The sequence below is a fragment of the Pseudomonas sp. HAR-UPW-AIA-41 genome (assembly GCF_002304225.1).
Classification (GTDB): Bacteria; Pseudomonadota; Gammaproteobacteria; order Pseudomonadales; family Pseudomonadaceae; genus Aquipseudomonas.
This window is the reverse complement of sequence record NZ_NSLB01000002.1, coordinates 560534-574652: the sequence shown is the minus strand read 5'-3', so window position 1 is coordinate 574652 and position 14119 is coordinate 560534. Positions and strand designations below refer to the sequence as shown.

Annotated in this window: 15 protein-coding genes; 8 read left to right on the top strand and 7 right to left on the bottom strand. The window is 62.6% G+C overall.

Features of this window, described 5'->3' with window-relative positions; translation table 11 throughout:
• Positions 1-18: 18 nt before the first annotated feature.
• Positions 19-393 carry an MGMT family protein gene (locus tag CK486_RS06995; protein ID WP_095939560.1) on the bottom strand — a complete coding sequence of 125 codons (375 nt, stop codon included), beginning with the start codon at positions 391-393 and terminating at the stop codon, positions 19-21.
• Between CK486_RS06995 and CK486_RS06990 the strand changes: the two genes are divergently transcribed.
• The gene (locus CK486_RS06990; RefSeq protein ID WP_095939559.1) at positions 392-1384 is read left to right on the top strand and encodes a DUF481 domain-containing protein; all 993 of its coding nucleotides are present in this window, start codon (positions 392-394) and stop codon (positions 1382-1384) included. The genes CK486_RS06995 and CK486_RS06990 overlap by 2 nt on opposite strands.
• Before the next feature lie 71 nt (positions 1385-1455).
• On the opposite strand, the gene CK486_RS06985 is transcribed toward CK486_RS06990, so the two are convergent.
• Positions 1456-2214: an SDR family oxidoreductase gene (locus CK486_RS06985; RefSeq protein WP_095939558.1), complete on the bottom strand. Its 759-nt coding sequence runs from the start codon at positions 2212-2214 to the stop codon at positions 1456-1458.
• Between the two features lie 104 nt (positions 2215-2318).
• On the opposite strand from CK486_RS06985, the gene CK486_RS06980 reads away from it, so the two are divergent.
• The 4 genes from CK486_RS06980 (at position 2319) to groL (ending at position 5752) form a co-directional block, all read left to right on the top strand.
• Positions 2319-3050 carry a HugZ family protein gene (locus CK486_RS06980; RefSeq protein WP_095939557.1) on the top strand — a complete coding sequence of 244 codons (732 nt, stop codon included), beginning with the start codon at positions 2319-2321 and terminating at the stop codon, positions 3048-3050.
• A gap of 63 nt (positions 3051-3113) precedes the next feature.
• Positions 3114-3566, top strand: coding sequence for an FxsA family protein (locus CK486_RS06975; protein WP_095939556.1), 453 nt, complete (start codon positions 3114-3116; stop codon positions 3564-3566).
• Between the two features lie 199 nt (positions 3567-3765).
• Positions 3766-4059 carry a co-chaperone GroES gene (locus CK486_RS06970; RefSeq protein ID WP_095939555.1) on the top strand — a complete coding sequence of 98 codons (294 nt, stop codon included), beginning with the start codon at positions 3766-3768 and terminating at the stop codon, positions 4057-4059.
• A gap of 52 nt (positions 4060-4111) precedes the next feature.
• On the top strand, positions 4112-5752 hold the full coding sequence (gene groL / locus CK486_RS06965) for a chaperonin GroEL (RefSeq protein ID WP_095939554.1): 1641 nt from the start codon (positions 4112-4114) through the stop codon (positions 5750-5752).
• Positions 5753-5832: 80 nt separating this feature from the next.
• Here the strand turns inward: groL and CK486_RS06960 are convergent, their stop codons facing one another.
• The 3 genes from CK486_RS06960 to CK486_RS06950 all read right to left on the bottom strand — a co-directional run bounded on the left by CK486_RS06960 (position 5833) and on the right by CK486_RS06950 (position 9028).
• Entirely contained in the window at positions 5833-6582 is a 750-nt protein-coding gene (locus tag CK486_RS06960; RefSeq protein ID WP_095939553.1) for a phosphatase PAP2 family protein, read from the bottom strand.
• Positions 6579-8573 (bottom strand): LTA synthase family protein, encoded by a 1995-nt coding sequence (locus CK486_RS06955; RefSeq protein ID WP_095939552.1) that lies wholly within the window; start codon positions 8571-8573, stop codon positions 6579-6581. Before CK486_RS06955 ends, CK486_RS06960 begins: the two co-directional genes overlap by 4 nt.
• 167 nt (positions 8574-8740) lie before the next feature.
• Positions 8741-9028 carry a PA4642 family protein gene (locus tag CK486_RS06950; protein ID WP_095939551.1) on the bottom strand — a complete coding sequence of 96 codons (288 nt, stop codon included), beginning with the start codon at positions 9026-9028 and terminating at the stop codon, positions 8741-8743.
• Positions 9029-9193: 165 nt separating this feature from the next.
• Between CK486_RS06950 and dauA the strand changes: the two genes are divergently transcribed.
• A complete protein-coding gene (gene dauA / locus CK486_RS06945) occupies positions 9194-10906 on the top strand; it encodes a C4-dicarboxylic acid transporter DauA (RefSeq protein WP_095939624.1) in 1713 nt (570 codons plus the stop codon).
• Between the two features lie 31 nt (positions 10907-10937).
• On the opposite strand, the gene CK486_RS06940 is transcribed toward dauA, so the two are convergent.
• Both CK486_RS06940 and CK486_RS06935 read right to left on the bottom strand, forming a co-directional pair.
• Complete coding sequence (locus CK486_RS06940) at positions 10938-11426, bottom strand: WbuC family cupin fold metalloprotein (RefSeq protein ID WP_095939550.1); 489 nt, start codon at positions 11424-11426, stop codon at positions 10938-10940.
• Positions 11427-11984, bottom strand: a complete 558-nt coding sequence (locus CK486_RS06935; protein WP_095939549.1) for a hypoxanthine-guanine phosphoribosyltransferase — start codon at positions 11982-11984, stop codon at positions 11427-11429.
• A gap of 228 nt (positions 11985-12212) precedes the next feature.
• Between CK486_RS06935 and upp the strand changes: the two genes are divergently transcribed.
• Together upp and CK486_RS06925 are read left to right on the top strand one after the other, a co-directional pair.
• Complete coding sequence (gene upp, locus CK486_RS06930; RefSeq protein WP_095939548.1) at positions 12213-12851, top strand: uracil phosphoribosyltransferase; 639 nt, start codon at positions 12213-12215, stop codon at positions 12849-12851.
• 1 nt (position 12852) lies between these two features.
• Positions 12853-14109, top strand: coding sequence for a uracil-xanthine permease family protein (locus CK486_RS06925; RefSeq protein ID WP_095939547.1), 1257 nt, complete (start codon positions 12853-12855; stop codon positions 14107-14109).
• The last annotated feature ends 10 nt before the right edge of the window (positions 14110-14119 follow it).

The window sequence follows — 14119 nt, the reverse complement described above, 5'->3', positions numbered from 1 at the left end:
TCTAACCGCTGGGGATACTCAGCGCCACCCGTGGCGACGCATGTCCACCCGTTCGTTGTGGATGCTCACACCTTCATCCCTGAGGCGGGCGCGCTGCTCGTCTCCGGCAGGGCTGCCAGCCGGCAGGCTCAGCCGGCCACCGGCCGCGACCACGCGATGCCAGGGCAGGGTTGTGTCTTCGGGCAGTTGGCTGAGGGTGCGGCCGACCCAGCGAGCCGCTCTGCCCAGTCCGGCGCGAGCCGCCAGTTCGCCGTAGCTGGTGACCTGGCCCGCCGGAATTTGTGCAAGAGCCAGATACAGCGCGTCGCGGCGCTGGGCGGTGCTTGCTGTCACCGTGGTGGCGAGGGCATCCTTGCGCGCTGAAATTTTGCTGGAATCGTGGTCGATAAGCATGCGTGGAATTCTGTTGTTGCTGGGCTTGTGTCTCTCGGGAGCGCTGTGGGCCGACACCGTGTGGTTGGATAACGGCGACCGTCTGACCGGCAAGATCGTGCTGATGGACGGCGGCAAGCTGGTACTGAAAACCCGTTATGCCGGGCAGGTGACCATCGACTGGAAGGATATTGACACGCTGCGCTCGGAAAAACCGCTACTGGTCAAACGCAACCTCACCGAAACCCTGGTCAGCGAACGCCTGGAGGCGGCAGGTTCGGGCATGGTCCGGGTGGTCAATGGCAAGGAAGTGGTCATGCCACTGGCAGAGGTTCATCAGTTGATTCCGCCGCGCCCGCTGCTTGAGGACCGGGTCTGGGAGGGTAACCTGGATGCCAAGCTTGATCTGGAGCGCAACGAGGACGAAACCGACGAGTTCAAAATCAAGGGCGATACGCGGATCAGCCACGGCCTGTGGCGCCATGTGGCCAGTGGTCAGCTGGAGCATGAGACCAAGAATGGCGCAAAGAAGGACGACAACTGGGAAGTCGAATACGACCTCGACCGCTTCATTACGGATAACTGGTACTGGCGGACCAGCTATGACCAGCAAGAGGATGAATTTGAGGATATCTACCGGCAGCAGCTTTACGGCGCGGGCCCCGGTTATCGCTTCTGGGACAACGAGCTGGGGCGTTTCGAGCTGATTGGCCAGTTCAACCGGGCCAAGCTGGACTCGCGCTTTGGTGATGCGGCCTTTGATTTGTGGTCGGCCGAGATGGACTACAAGCGCCTGCTGTGGGGAACACGTGTCGAGTTCTACAGCAAGGCTGAGCTGCAGGTGCCAACCATTGAGGTAATCGACTACATCATCGATGCCGAAGCGGGTCTGCGTTACCGGGTCAACGAATGGGCCAGGCTGTCATTGCTCTATGAGCTGGATCAGTTGCGCGGGCTGGGGCAGACCCAGTCGGAGCGGCGTTACCTCATCGGTCTGGGGGTGGGCTGGTAATTTCGGTCATGAAAAGCCGAGCATGAAAAAGCCCCGCCTGAGCGGGGCTTTTTCATGCTGACAGGCTGCCGTTACAGGCGCAGGCCGCCGTCCAGCTCCAGGATGCGACCGGTGTAGTAGTCGTTCTCGAGGATGTAGGCCACCGAGTGGGCGATCTCGGCCGGCTTGCCCATGCGGCGCAGCGGGATGCCGGCGGTCATCTTCTCCAGAGCTTCCGGCTTCATGCTGCCGGTCATCTCGGTTTCGATGAAGCCCGGAGCAACACCGGCGACGCGGATGCCGTAGCGTGCCAGCTCCTTGGCCCAGACCACGGTGTCGGCGGCTACGCCGGCCTTGGCCGCGGAGTAGTTGGCCTGACCCATGTTGCCGGCGCGGGAGATGGAGGAGATGTTGATAATGGCGCCCTGATTCTTCAGCTCGATCATCTTGGCCGCCACTTCGCGGGTGCAGAGGAACACGCCGGTCAGGTTCACGTCGATCACCGACTGCCACTGGGCCAGGCTCATCTTGCTGATTTCGCCGTCCTTGACCTTGATGGTCAGACCGTCGCGCAGAATACCGGCATTGTTGACCAGGCCGTTGATGGCGCCGAAGTCGGCGGCGACCTGAGCAACCATGTGGGTTACCTGCTCTTCGTTGGCTACGTTGCACAGGTAGGCACGGGCATCGCCACCGGCGGCCTTGCAGGCGGCTACGGCTTCGTCGAGTTTTTCCTGATTGAGGTCAACCAGCGCCAGCTTGGCGCCCTTGGCGGCCAGGTATTCGCCCATGGCGCGGCCGAGACCCTGGCAACCACCGGTGATGATGATGACTTTATCTTTCAATTGCATGGTTAAATCCCCCACAAACATCTACGAAGAGCCTTGCCGGTGTCCGTGGATAATCAGGCGAACACCCGTCCGTTTATGACGGATTCTGGTCAAGGAGTCACAAGGTGAGCATTAAGCCGGCCAAGCATGCCCGAGAATTGCTGCTCAAGGAATACCGCGGCGTGCTCTCGACCCATTCCAAGGCCATGCCGGGTTTCCCTTTCGGATCGGTGGTGCCCTATTGCCTGGACGCGCAAGGCTGCCCGCTGATCCTGATCAGCCGCATCGCCCAGCACACCCATAACCTGCAGCAGGATGCCAAGTGTTCGTTGCTGGTCGGCGAGCGCGGTGCTGCCGATGTGCAGGCCGCCGGGCGTCTGACTCTGTTGGCCGAAGCGCGGAAGCTGACGGATGAGGCAGCCATCGAGGCTGCCGCTGCACGTTATTACCGCTTTTTTCCGCAGTCGCGTGACTACCACCGCGCCCATGACTTCGACTTCTGGCGGCTTGAACCGGTGCGCTGGCGCTTTATCGGTGGCTTTGGGGCGATTCACTGGCTGGAGCAGGTGGCCCTGGCCAATCCCTTTGCCGGAGAGAGCGAGGCGAGCATGGTCGAGCATATGAATGCTGATCACGCTGCCGCGCTGGCCCATTACGTGGCCCTGGCCAGCTTGCCGATGGATCAACCGGCCGAGCTGGTCGGTATCGACAGTGAAGGTTTCCACCTGCGGATCGGGGAATCGTTGTACTGGCTGCCCTTCGCAACATCCTGCAATAGCCCGCTGGAAGTGCGCCAGGCCTTGGTAGCACTGGCCCGCGCCGAAGTCTGGCCGACCGGCGGCGCTGTCGAGGGTTGAACTTCGTCGGTGCTGCCGCCATCTGCTGAATACCGCTAGCCGTTGTGGCCCAAGGAAATCCTGATGCGCTTCTTTCTTTTTCTGCTGTTGCTGTTCCCGGTCATCGAACTGGCCGTGCTGATTCAGGTGGGTAGTGCCATTGGCGTACTGCCGACCCTGCTGCTGGTCATAGGTACGGCCATTCTCGGCAGCGTGCTGCTGCGCGTAGCGGGCCTGGCTACAGCCTGGCGTGCCCGAGAGCGTCTGGCGCGTGGCGAGCTGCCTGAGCAGGAAATGCTCGAGGGGCTGCTGATTGCTGTCGGCGGCGGTCTGCTGCTGTTGCCGGGCTTCATCAGTGATGCCTTCGGCCTGCTGTGCCTGCTGCCTGTCACCCGGCGCCTGCTGATCGGCAACCTGCGCCAGCGCATGATTGCCCAGGCCGAGCGTCAGCGTGCCTTCTTCGATGATCCGCAGGCGCGTTACGGACAGACCCGGCCGAACGTGATCGAAGGCGAGTTTCAGCGCCGGGACGACTGAGCACTGTGCGAAATTTTTTTCGCTTTGCCCTTGAAATGCCTTCATGCGCCCTTATGTAGCTGTCACCGCAAGGTTTCTGCCATGTCGGCAGATCAGACTTCTGCGGTAGGCATTGCCTGCCGCTCCCGGCCCAGCCGGACTTTACTAACCCGCCGGTGCAGGCACCGGCCGTTTAACCACCTCCAAGGAGAGATCGACAATGAAGCTTCGTCCTCTGCATGACCGCGTCGTGATTCGTCGCAGCGAAGAAGAAACCAAAACCGCTGGTGGCATCGTGCTGCCGGGTTCCGCTGCCGAGAAGCCGAATCAGGGTGAAGTCGTTGCTGTTGGCACCGGTCGCGTGCTGGACAACGGCGAAGTCCGTCCGATGGCCGTCAAGGTCGGTGACAAAGTGGTGTTTGGCCCGTACTCCGGCAGCAACACCATCAAGGTTGATGGCGAAGACCTGCTGGTAATGGCCGAGAACGAAATTCTCGCTGTTCTGGAAGCCTAAGCGCCTCCCGCTCCGTTTCCTGACTTAACGAATTCCATAGAGGTTCAAGAACATGGCTGCTAAAGAAGTCAAATTTGGCGATTCCGCTCGCAAGAAGATGCTGGTTGGCGTGAACATCCTGGCTGACGCCGTTAAAGCCACCCTCGGCCCGAAAGGCCGTAACGTGGTGCTGGACAAGAGCTTCGGTGCTCCGACCATCACCAAGGACGGCGTGTCCGTGGCCAAGGAAATCGAACTGAAAGACAAGTTCGAGAACATGGGCGCCCAACTGGTCAAAGACGTGGCCTCCAAGGCCAACGATGCTGCCGGTGACGGCACCACCACCGCCACCGTACTGGCCCAGGCCATCGTCAACGAAGGTCTGAAGTCGGTCGCTGCCGGCATGAACCCGATGGATCTGAAGCGCGGTATCGACAAGGCTACCGTTGCCATCGTTGCCCAGATCAAGGAACTGGCCAAGCCGTGCGCTGACACCAAGGCCATTGCTCAGGTCGGCACCATCTCCGCCAACTCCGACAGCTCCATCGGCGACATCATTGCCGAAGCCATGGAAAAAGTCGGCAAGGAAGGCGTGATCACCGTTGAAGAAGGCTCGGGCCTGGAAAACGAACTGTCCGTCGTAGAAGGCATGCAGTTCGACCGCGGCTACCTGTCCCCGTACTTCATCAACAAGCCGGACACCATGGTGGCCGAGCTCGACGGCCCGCTGATCCTGCTGGTCGACAAGAAGATCTCCAACATCCGCGAAATGCTGCCGGTGCTGGAAGCCGTTGCCAAAGCCGGCCGTCCGCTGTTGATCGTGGCTGAAGACGTGGAAGGCGAAGCCCTGGCCACTCTGGTGGTCAACAACATGCGCGGCATCGTCAAAGTTGCCGCCGTCAAGGCTCCGGGCTTCGGCGACCGCCGCAAGGCCATGCTGCAGGACATCGCCATCCTCACCGGCGGTACCGTGATCAGCGAAGAAGTCGGCCTGTCCCTGGAAGGTGCCGGTCTGGAGCATCTGGGCAACGCCAAGCGCGTGGTCATCAACAAGGAAAACACCACCATCATCGACGGTGCCGGCCAGCAGGCTGACATCGAAGCCCGCGTGGCGCAGATCCGCAAGCAGGTTGAAGAAACCTCTTCCGACTACGACAAAGAGAAGCTGCAAGAGCGTCTGGCCAAGCTGGCCGGCGGTGTTGCCGTGATCAAGGTTGGCGCTGCCACCGAAGTTGAGATGAAAGAGAAGAAAGCCCGCGTTGAAGACGCCCTGCACGCGACCCGCGCAGCCGTTGAAGAAGGCGTGGTACCTGGCGGTGGTGTGGCTCTGGTGCGTGCCCTGCAGGCTATCGACAGCCTGAAAGGCGACAACGAAGACCAGAACGTCGGTATCGCTCTGCTGCGCCGTGCCGTTGAAGCTCCGCTGCGCCAGATCGTGGCCAACGCCGGTGGCGAGCCGAGCGTGGTGGTCGACAAGGTCAAGCAGGGTTCGGGCAACTTCGGCTTCAACGCCGCGACCGATACCTATGGCGACATGATCGAGATGGGTATCCTCGATCCGGCCAAGGTAACCCGCACTGCACTGCAGGCCGCGGCTTCCATCGGTGGTCTGATGATCACCACCGAAGCCATGGTTGCCGAGATCGTGGAAGACAAGCCGGCTGCCGGCATGCCTGACATGGGCGGCATGGGCGGCATGGGCGGCATGATGTAAGCCACCCGGCACCCGTTGTAACGAAAAAGCCCCGCCAAGTGCGGGGCTTTTTCATGGGCACTGTTTGGCCCTGTGCTGTATCAGGGTAGTTGCGGGGTACTCAGAGCAACGGCTGGGGCCGTTTGGCTAAGCACTGGGCGGCGGTACAGCAGCAGGTGGTAGCAGCCGAGACAGATCAGCCAGCAGAACACGGCAGTCCACAGATTGTGTGAGAGGAAATGTGCGCCCTGAATCATGCGTGACAGGGAAAACACTCCGCCCAGCAGCAGTGCGCTGACCAGTGCGGCACGGGCACGGTGTGGCTGACGGTCGCGCCAGACGAAGAAGAAGGCAAACAGGGTAAAGCCGGCGGCGGCATGACCGCCCGGCCAGCAGCGGCCACCGTTCTCGACTGCCGGAGCACGTGGGCCGAGCAACTCGCTGAACTGCTCCACGCCGCCGAACTCGCTGAGACTCCAAGGGCAGTGCATGCGCGTGAGGCTCTTCAACGGATTGACGAAGCTGGTGGATAGCGCCATGGCCAGTACCAGATAGCCCAGCCGACGGCGCCAGGGGCGCAGGCGTTGCAGGCACAGGCTGCCGAGAAAACCGGCAATCACCAGTACGCCGATGACGATCACCAGCTGTTTGGCCCTGTCATGCAGCCAGTCCTCGATAAAGGCGCTGTGGCGGCCGATAAATCCGTCACCCGGAACATAGAACAGTTCTGCCAGAGCAAAGTCCAGCCGGGTGAAGGCGGGTAAGAGCATCAGCAGTCCCAGGCCAATGGGCAGGCCGATAAATACCCAGCGGTTATAGGGGCGACTGGTTGCGTGGCAGGACTGACTCATGAGCGGGCCTTGGTGCAATGCGTCTGATTGCCTGGGCAGTGCTGGGTTATGTGCTGGTCCGGTGGACTTCCCTGCCAGCTCAGCAGGTGCTGGCGAAAGGCATGACTGGCGGCCTGAAAGTAGCCGATATCACGTTGTAGCAGAGGATCGCTGCGGTCCACGCGGCGCTCAATGCTTTTGCCCAGAGCATCGTCGTGGCGGCGCATGCCCTGGCGCGGGCTGAGAATGGCCAGATCCTTGCCGTCGAACAGCCCGAGGTGCTGGTAGTTGCCGATCAGGACACGTGGCTGCAGCTGACTGGCCTGCAACAGGTTACGGCCGTAGAAGGTCGAGACGTAATCCTGATTGAGTAGGCCGAGCAGTGTCGGTGCCAGGTCGATCTGGCTGGCCAGCTGTGCATCCTCCCGCGCGGCAATGTACTGCGGGGCATAGATGAACAGCGGGATGTGGTAGTTGGCCACCGGCAGGTCTTCGCTCCCTGCGCTGCCGGCACAGTGATCGGCGATGAAGACGAACAGCGTGTCGTTGAACCAGGGCTTCTGCCTGGCCTTGGCGAGGAAGTCGCCGATGGCCCAGTCGGTATATTTCACCGCGCCTTCGCGGCCGTCTCCCGAGGGAATGTCGATGCGCCCGTCCGGGTAGGTATAGGGGCGGTGATTGGAGGTCGTCATCAGCTGCAGCAGGAACGGCTTGCCGGCGGCGTGGTCGGCATCCGCCAGCTTCAGCGTCTGCTCGTACAGATCCTCATCGGCCATGCCCCAGGCATTCTTGAAGTGGATCTCGGACTCCTCGACGTTGCTCTGGTCGACGACCCGGTAGCCGTTACCGCGAAAGAAGGCGCCCATGTTGTCGAAGTAGCTGCGCCCGCCGTAGACGAACACACTGTCATAGCCTTTGGCGCTGAGCTGCTGGCCGAGGCTGGCATAACCACTTTCTCGGCCGATGCGCTTGACGATGGAGCGCCCGGGGGTGGGCGGGATGGCCAGGGTGATGGCTTCAAGACCACGGTCGGTCCGGGTGCCAGTGGCATAGAGGTTGGTGAAGGTCAGGCTTTCGCGGCGCAGCTGGTCCAGGTTGGGCGTCAGGCCGCGGCTGTCGCCAAAGCTGCCGAGGTACTTGGCCGAGAGACTTTCAATGGTGACCAGCACGATATTCAGCGGGCGCGGCTGGCCGGGGTTGTCGATATCTCGGCGGATATCCAGCGGGTCTGTGCTGAGGAAACGGCTGTTGGGCTCGGCCACTTCGGCGCGCAGCTGGCGGCCAGCCTCATCTGCCGGCAGGCTGCTGTAGAACTGATCGTAATCCAGCTCGTTGTTACGGAAGGCAGCGAAAAACTGGTAGGGGCCGTTGCTCGCCAGCTCGTGCTGGTAGGTATTGCCGCCCTGGCCCCGGGGTATCTCCTGATCCAGAAACAGCAGGGCGCTTGTAGCCATGCCGGCCAGCAAGGCGATGCTGCGCAGGCGTGCGCCGCGTGATGCACCAGGCGCCTGAAGAATGGCCTGCAGCGGTTTGTGCAGGGCCCAGGTCAGGCTGGCGCTGAGCAGAGCCAGCAGGGTCAGCAGGCTGTTCACGGGATAGGACTCGCGAATGTTCTGGATCACCTCGTCGGAGTAGACCAGGTAGTCCACGGCAATGAAGTTGAAGCGAACGCCGAACTCATCCCAGAACAGCCACTCCGCCACAGCGCTGAACAGCATGACGAAGATCGTGACGCCCAGCAGAGCCTGCAGCCACAGCTGGTGGCCGCGTCGTTGCCACAGCCGGGCCGGGCATAGCGCCAGATACAGCCCCAGTGGCAGCAGTGCGTAGCTGAGAAAGGCCAGGTCATAGAGCAGGCCGATGCCGAACAGGCGCAGAACATCGCCGGCACTGGCGCTGGCTTCTGGCCAGTGGGTGAGCAGCAACAGGCTGCGGCTCAAAAAGAAAACCGTCAGCCACAGGCCGCCGATGAGTAGCAGGTAACGGGCAGAAGCGTTGCGCAGGGCGGGCATGATCAATTCCGCGATCGATGAGGATGGCGGAATTGTCCTAGGCCGGACGTCGGTTACTCGTGAAGAAAATGTGGAAAAAACGTCAAAGCGGTGCTTTTTTTACCGACGCGAAGGGCAGAAACAGACAACCCGGCCGGAGCCGGGTTGTCGGGTGTTGCGCGTTTGTATCAGGCGCGGGCGGCGTTGATCACTTCAATGTAGGGCTCTGCCAGGCGCTGATTCTGTATCAGCGCGACGAAGTCTTCGCCTTTGGCATTGCGGGCATTGAGGTCATAGCCGGCGGCTTTGAAAAAGCCGAGGAAGCGCTCGAAGTCGTCGATGCGCAGGCCGCGGTAGGCCTTGATCAGTTTGTGCAGGGACGGAGGCGTGTCGTCGGCCGGTTCGACGGTCAGAAACAGCTGGATCGCCTCGTCACTGATCTCTTCGCCGATGACCTGCTTCTTGTCTTTACGCATTGCCCATTTCTCCACGGCTAGCACGTTTTGGCCGCGCACTTTACCACGACCAAGGTCGAAGGCGGCAGCCTGCCCGCGCCGGAGCGTGGCTCTTATACTGGCGGCACGGCCAAGGAGAGTGAAGTGAGCAAGCAGCGAGTTGTGAACCGGTTGCGGGCAGGGCGCATGTTGCCACCGCTGTTTTCCGCCTGGCGTCAGTGCTGGCGTGCCGGGTACTCCATGCGCCACCTGCGTGGTGATCTGACGGCCGGGCTGACGGTGGGCATCATCGCCATTCCGCTGGCCATGGCGCTGGCGATTGCCGTGGGGGTGCCGCCGCAGCATGGCCTGTATACCGTGCTGGTGGCCGCGCCGCTGATCGCCCTGTGCGGCGGCTCGCGCTTCAACATCAGCGGCCCGACTGCGGCCTTTGTCGTCATCCTCCTGCCGATTACCCAGCAGCATGGCATTGGTGGGCTGCTGCTGTGCAGCATGTTGGCCGGGATGATTCTGATTGCCCTTGGCTGGGCGAGGGCAGGGCGGCTGATCGAGTTCATCCCTTATCCGGTGACGCTGGGCTTTACCGCCGGTATCGGCGTGGTCATCGCCATTTTGCAGATCAAGGATTTCTTCGGCCTCAGCGTGCCGGCCAGCTCGGCTCATGTGCTGGATCAGCTGGGGCTGCTGTGGCAGGCGCTGCCAAGCCTGCAGCCGGGCGATAGCCTGGTGGCGCTGGCCACGCTGGCGGTTCTGTTGCTCTGGCCGCGCCTGGTGCCGAAGGTGCCGGGGCATCTGGTGGCCCTGTTGGCGGGCTGTCTGCTGGGGCTCTGGCTGGACCGGCTGGGGCTACCGGTGGCAACCCTGGGGGAGCGGTTCAGCTACAGCCTGGGCGGAGAGAATCTGCCGGGCATTCCGCCGTTCCTGCCGTCCTTTGCCTGGCCCTGGCAGCTGGCCAATGCCCAGGGGCAGCCGATCGGCCTGTCGTTTGAGCTGGTGCGCCAGTTGCTGCCTTCAGCCCTGGCGATAGCCATGCTTGGCGCGATCGAATCGCTGCTCTGCGCTGTGGTTGCCGACGGTATGGCCGACAGCAAGCATGATCCCAATGCCGAGCTGGTCGGGCAGGGCATCGGTAATCTGCTGGCCCCGTTGCTGGGGGCCATTACCGCCACGGCAGCCATTGCCCGCACGGCAGCCAGTGTGCGCGCCGGGGCCTTTTCTCCGCTGGCGGCCATGGTGCATGCCGGTGTGGTGCTGCTGGCCATGCTGGTGCTGGCGCCCTGGTTCAGTTACCTGCCGATGTCGGCCCTGGCGGCGCTGCTGCTGATGGTGGCGTGGAACATGAGCGAGCCGGCGCATGTCTGGCACACCCTGCGCATTGCCCCGCGTCATGACGTACTGGTGCTGCTGGTCTGCCTGCTGCTGACCGTGTTGTTCGACATGGTCCTGGCGGTCGGGGTGGGTCTGCTGCTGGCGGCGGGCCTGTTTATCAAACGCATGAGCGAGCTGACCGATACTGCTGCGCTGACAGGGGCCTCGCATGGGGCGCTGGTCGATCTGCCGCCGCAGGTGGCGGTGTACGCGATTCGCGGGCCGCTGTTCTTTGGTGCGGCGGAGAAGGCGCTGAGCGTGCTGCGCCGCTTCAATCCCGAGGTGCGCGTGGTGATTGTCGAGATGAGTGCGGTGCCGCTGCTGGATATGACTGCGCTGGCAGCGCTGGAAAACGTTTTGCGTGACTACCGCGCCCGTGGGATTGCCCTGATCCTCTGCGGCCCGTCCTCGCGGGTGCGGCTGAAATTGCGCCGCGCCGGTATTCTGCGGTCGCAGCGGCAATTGGCCTATGTGCGTGATCTGCCGCAGGCCCGCGCCAGGGCATTGCGCTGGCTGGGCGAGGCGAGTTGAGCAGATATCTGAACCGAGGGTTGCAGAGCGCTTAGCGGGCGGTTTGATCGTCGAAGCAGGCACGCATCCAGTCGCGGTAACTGGCCGCTTCCGCAGAACCTTCGGCGGGCGCCCAACTGGCGAATTCGCCATCGCCCAGTGGCCGGTAGGGACCGGCCTTGCACTCGAACAGCACGGCGTCAGGGCTCAGCACCACCAGAGCGTGGAACTGGCCGGGCGCCAGGTCCACGCCACTGCATTCACCACCGGCCTGCAGCACCCGTGTCGCTTCAAGGTCGCCCTGCTCGCTGAACAGCAGCAGGCCGAAGCGGCCCTGCAGGGCAATCAGGGTTTCCGCTTTGTCGGCGCTCAGGTGGCGGTGCGGCGGGATGTAGGTGTCCGGCTGCATGCCCACCAGCATGCGGTGGCAGGGCTCGCTCATCTCATGCAGGTTGTGGTGCTGGCGTTGCCGGGGGCTGACGCCAGCGGCCTGGGTCAGTTCGGCAAACAGGGCCTGGTCGAGAAAGCGCGTGCTGGCCACTTACAGGCCCTTGACTGCGTAGATCCCGGCGGCATTGCGCCAGTAACCCTTGTAGTCCATGCCGTAACCGAAGATGAAACGGTCTTCGCAGGGTAGGCCGACATAGTCTGCCTTGAGGTCCGGGCGGGCCTTGCGGTCGTGGGTCTTGTCGATCAGTACCGCGGTGTGCACGGCGCTGGCGCCGGCATGCTTGCAGAAGTCGATGATGGCGGCCAGGGTGTGGCCTTCGTCGAGGATGTCATCGATGATCAGCACTTCGCGGTCGATGAACGACACTTCCGGCTTGGCCTTCCAGAACAGCTCGCCGCCAGTGGTTTCACTGCGGTAGCGGGTGGCGTGCAGGTAGGAAAGTTCCAGCGGGAAATCCAGCAAAGGCAGCAGCTTGCCGGCGAAGATCAGGCCGCCGTTCATCACGCAGAACACCACCGGGTTGCGCTCGGCCAGCTCGCCGTTGATGGCTTTGGCGACCTGGGTGATCGCCGTTTCGACCTGATCGTTGCTGTACAGGCAGTCGGCTTCGGCCATTACCTGGCGGATGTGGGCGAGATCGGCGGACATGGCAGGTTCTCCTGATGGAAGGGCGCGGCTTGACCGAGCCGTCAATAAAAGGCGGCAAAGGTACTGATATGGCCGGTTGGCGGCAAGCTCCGTGTGTCCGAAGGCTGCCCGAAACGGGTAGAATCCTGACGCCTTGATCAGCTTGTGTGTCGAACCGTATCGCCGGCCGCTCTGATGGCATAGCCAGTGCTTTAATCAAACGCAACTTTTCCCGTCGGAGAACCTGCCATGCCCGTGCGCGAAATTCGCCACCCTCTGATCCGCCACAAACTGGGGCTGATGCGCCGTGCCGATATCAGCACCAAGAACTTTCGCGAGCTGGCCCAGGAGGTCGGTGCGTTGCTGACCTACGAAGCCACGGCTGACCTGCCGCTGGAGTCGTACGAGATTACCGGCTGGGCCGGCCCGGTGGCTGTCGAGAAGATTGCCGGCAAGAAGATCACCGTGGTGCCCATCCTGCGTGCGGGTATCGGCATGCTCGATGGTGTGCTCAGCCTGATTCCGGGGGCCAAGGTCAGTGCCGTGGGTGTAGCGCGCAATGAAGAAACCCTGCAGGCCCATACCTATCTGGAGAAGCTGGCACCGGAGATCGACGAGCGCCTGGCGCTGATCATCGACCCCATGCTGGCCACTGGCGGCTCCATGGTGGCGACCATCGACCTGCTGAAGAAGGCTGGCTGCAGGGAAATCCGCGCCATGGTGCTGGTGGCCGCCCCCGAGGGCATTGCCGCAGTCGAGGCCGCGCACCCGGATGTGATGCTGTTTACCGCTTCGGTCGATCAGGGACTGAACGAGCACGGTTATATCCTCCCGGGCCTGGGCGATGCCGGTGACAAGATTTTCGGCACCCAGCAGAAGGATGCCTGAGATGCAGTCAGCAGACGGTTTCAATGATCCACTCTGGCGCCAACTGCTGTCTGGGGCGCAGATGCTGTTTGTGGCCTTCGGCGCCCTGGTGCTGATGCCGCTGATTACCGGCATGGACCCGAACGTGGCGCTGTTTACCGCCGGTGTCGGCACTTTGCTGTTCCAGTCGGTGACCGGGCGTCAGGTGCCGGTGTTCCTGGCCTCGAGCTTTGCCTTTATCGCGCCGATCATCGCTGCCAAGGCCAGCTTCGGCCTGCCGGCGGTGTTGGGCGGTGTGGTCGCTGCTGGTCTTGTGTATGTACTGCTCGGCGGGCTGGTCAAGCTCAAGGGGCCGGCCTTCATCGACCGCTTGCTGCCGCCGGTGGTGATCGCTCCGGTGATCATTTCCATTGGTCTGGCGCTGTCACCGGTGGCGGTGAACATGGCCATGGGCAAGTCCGGCGATGGCGCGGCGCAACTGGTGCCCTACAGCACGGCCATGCTGATTTCCATGCCGGCGCTGATCACCACCGTGCTGGTGGCTGTGCTGGGCAAGGGGATTTTCCGGCTGGTGCCGATTCTGGCCGGTATTGCCGTGGGCTGCACCCTGGCGCTGTTGCTGGGTGTGATCGACACGGCGGCAATTGCGGCCGCGCCCTGGCTGGCGCTGCCCAACTTCGTCGCGCCCGAGCTGCACTGGGGGGCGATTCTTTACATGTTGCCGGTAGCGCTGGCTCCGGCCATCGAGCATATCGGCGGCGTGGTGGCTGTAGGGGGCGTGACCGGCAAGAACTACCTCAAGCAGCCGGGGCTGCACCGCACGCTGCTGGGTGATGGTCTGGCCACCTCGGCCGCCGGTCTGTTCGGCGGGCCGCCCAATACCACCTATGCCGAAGTGACCGGGGCGGTCATGCTGACCAAGAACTACAACCCGAAGATCATGACCTGGGCGGCGCTGTTTGCCATCGGTCTGGCCTTCGTCGGCAAGTTCGGCGCGGCGCTGCAGAGCATTCCGGTGCCGGTGATGGGCGGCATTCTCTGTCTGCTGTTCGGCTCAATCGCCGTGGTGGGGCTCAATACCCTGATCCGTCATCAGGTGGACCTGTCCGAGGCACGCAACCTGATCATCGTCTCGGTGACGCTGGTGTTCGGCATCGGCGGCATGGTCATCGGCGGGCAGGAGTTCGCCCTGTCGGGGATTTCCCTCTGTGCGCTGGCGGCACTGTTGCTGAACGGTTTGCTGCCGGGTGGCAATGCCTGGAAACGGGCGCAGGAGTAAATGTTCGCTA

Bases quoted from the DNA above. Each gene is read 5' to 3' on its own strand.
- CK486_RS06975 (WP_095939556.1), top strand. From the start codon at position 3,114: ATGCGCTTCTTTCTTTTTCTGCTGTTGCTGTTCCCGGTCATCGAACTG.
- CK486_RS06950 (WP_095939551.1), bottom strand. From the start codon at position 9,028: ATGCGTAAAGACAAGAAGCAGGTCATCGGCGAAGAGATCAGTGACGAG.
- CK486_RS06960 (WP_095939553.1), bottom strand. From the start codon at position 6,582: ATGAGTCAGTCCTGCCACGCAACCAGTCGCCCCTATAACCGCTGGGTA.
- CK486_RS06935 (WP_095939549.1), bottom strand. From the start codon at position 11,984: ATGTCCGCCGATCTCGCCCACATCCGCCAGGTAATGGCCGAAGCCGAC.
- CK486_RS06955 (WP_095939552.1), bottom strand. From the start codon at position 8,573: ATGCCCGCCCTGCGCAACGCTTCTGCCCGTTACCTGCTACTCATCGGC.
- CK486_RS06925 (WP_095939547.1), top strand. From the start codon at position 12,853: ATGCAGTCAGCAGACGGTTTCAATGATCCACTCTGGCGCCAACTGCTG.
- dauA (WP_095939624.1), top strand. From the start codon at position 9,194: ATGTTGCCACCGCTGTTTTCCGCCTGGCGTCAGTGCTGGCGTGCCGGG.
- CK486_RS06990 (WP_095939559.1), top strand. From the start codon at position 392: ATGCGTGGAATTCTGTTGTTGCTGGGCTTGTGTCTCTCGGGAGCGCTG.
- CK486_RS06970 (WP_095939555.1), top strand. From the start codon at position 3,766: ATGAAGCTTCGTCCTCTGCATGACCGCGTCGTGATTCGTCGCAGCGAA.
- groL (WP_095939554.1), top strand. From the start codon at position 4,112: ATGGCTGCTAAAGAAGTCAAATTTGGCGATTCCGCTCGCAAGAAGATG.
- CK486_RS06985 (WP_095939558.1), bottom strand. From the start codon at position 2,214: ATGCAATTGAAAGATAAAGTCATCATCATCACCGGTGGTTGCCAGGGT.
- upp (WP_095939548.1), top strand. From the start codon at position 12,213: ATGCCCGTGCGCGAAATTCGCCACCCTCTGATCCGCCACAAACTGGGG.
- CK486_RS06995 (WP_095939560.1), bottom strand. From the start codon at position 393: ATGCTTATCGACCACGATTCCAGCAAAATTTCAGCGCGCAAGGATGCC.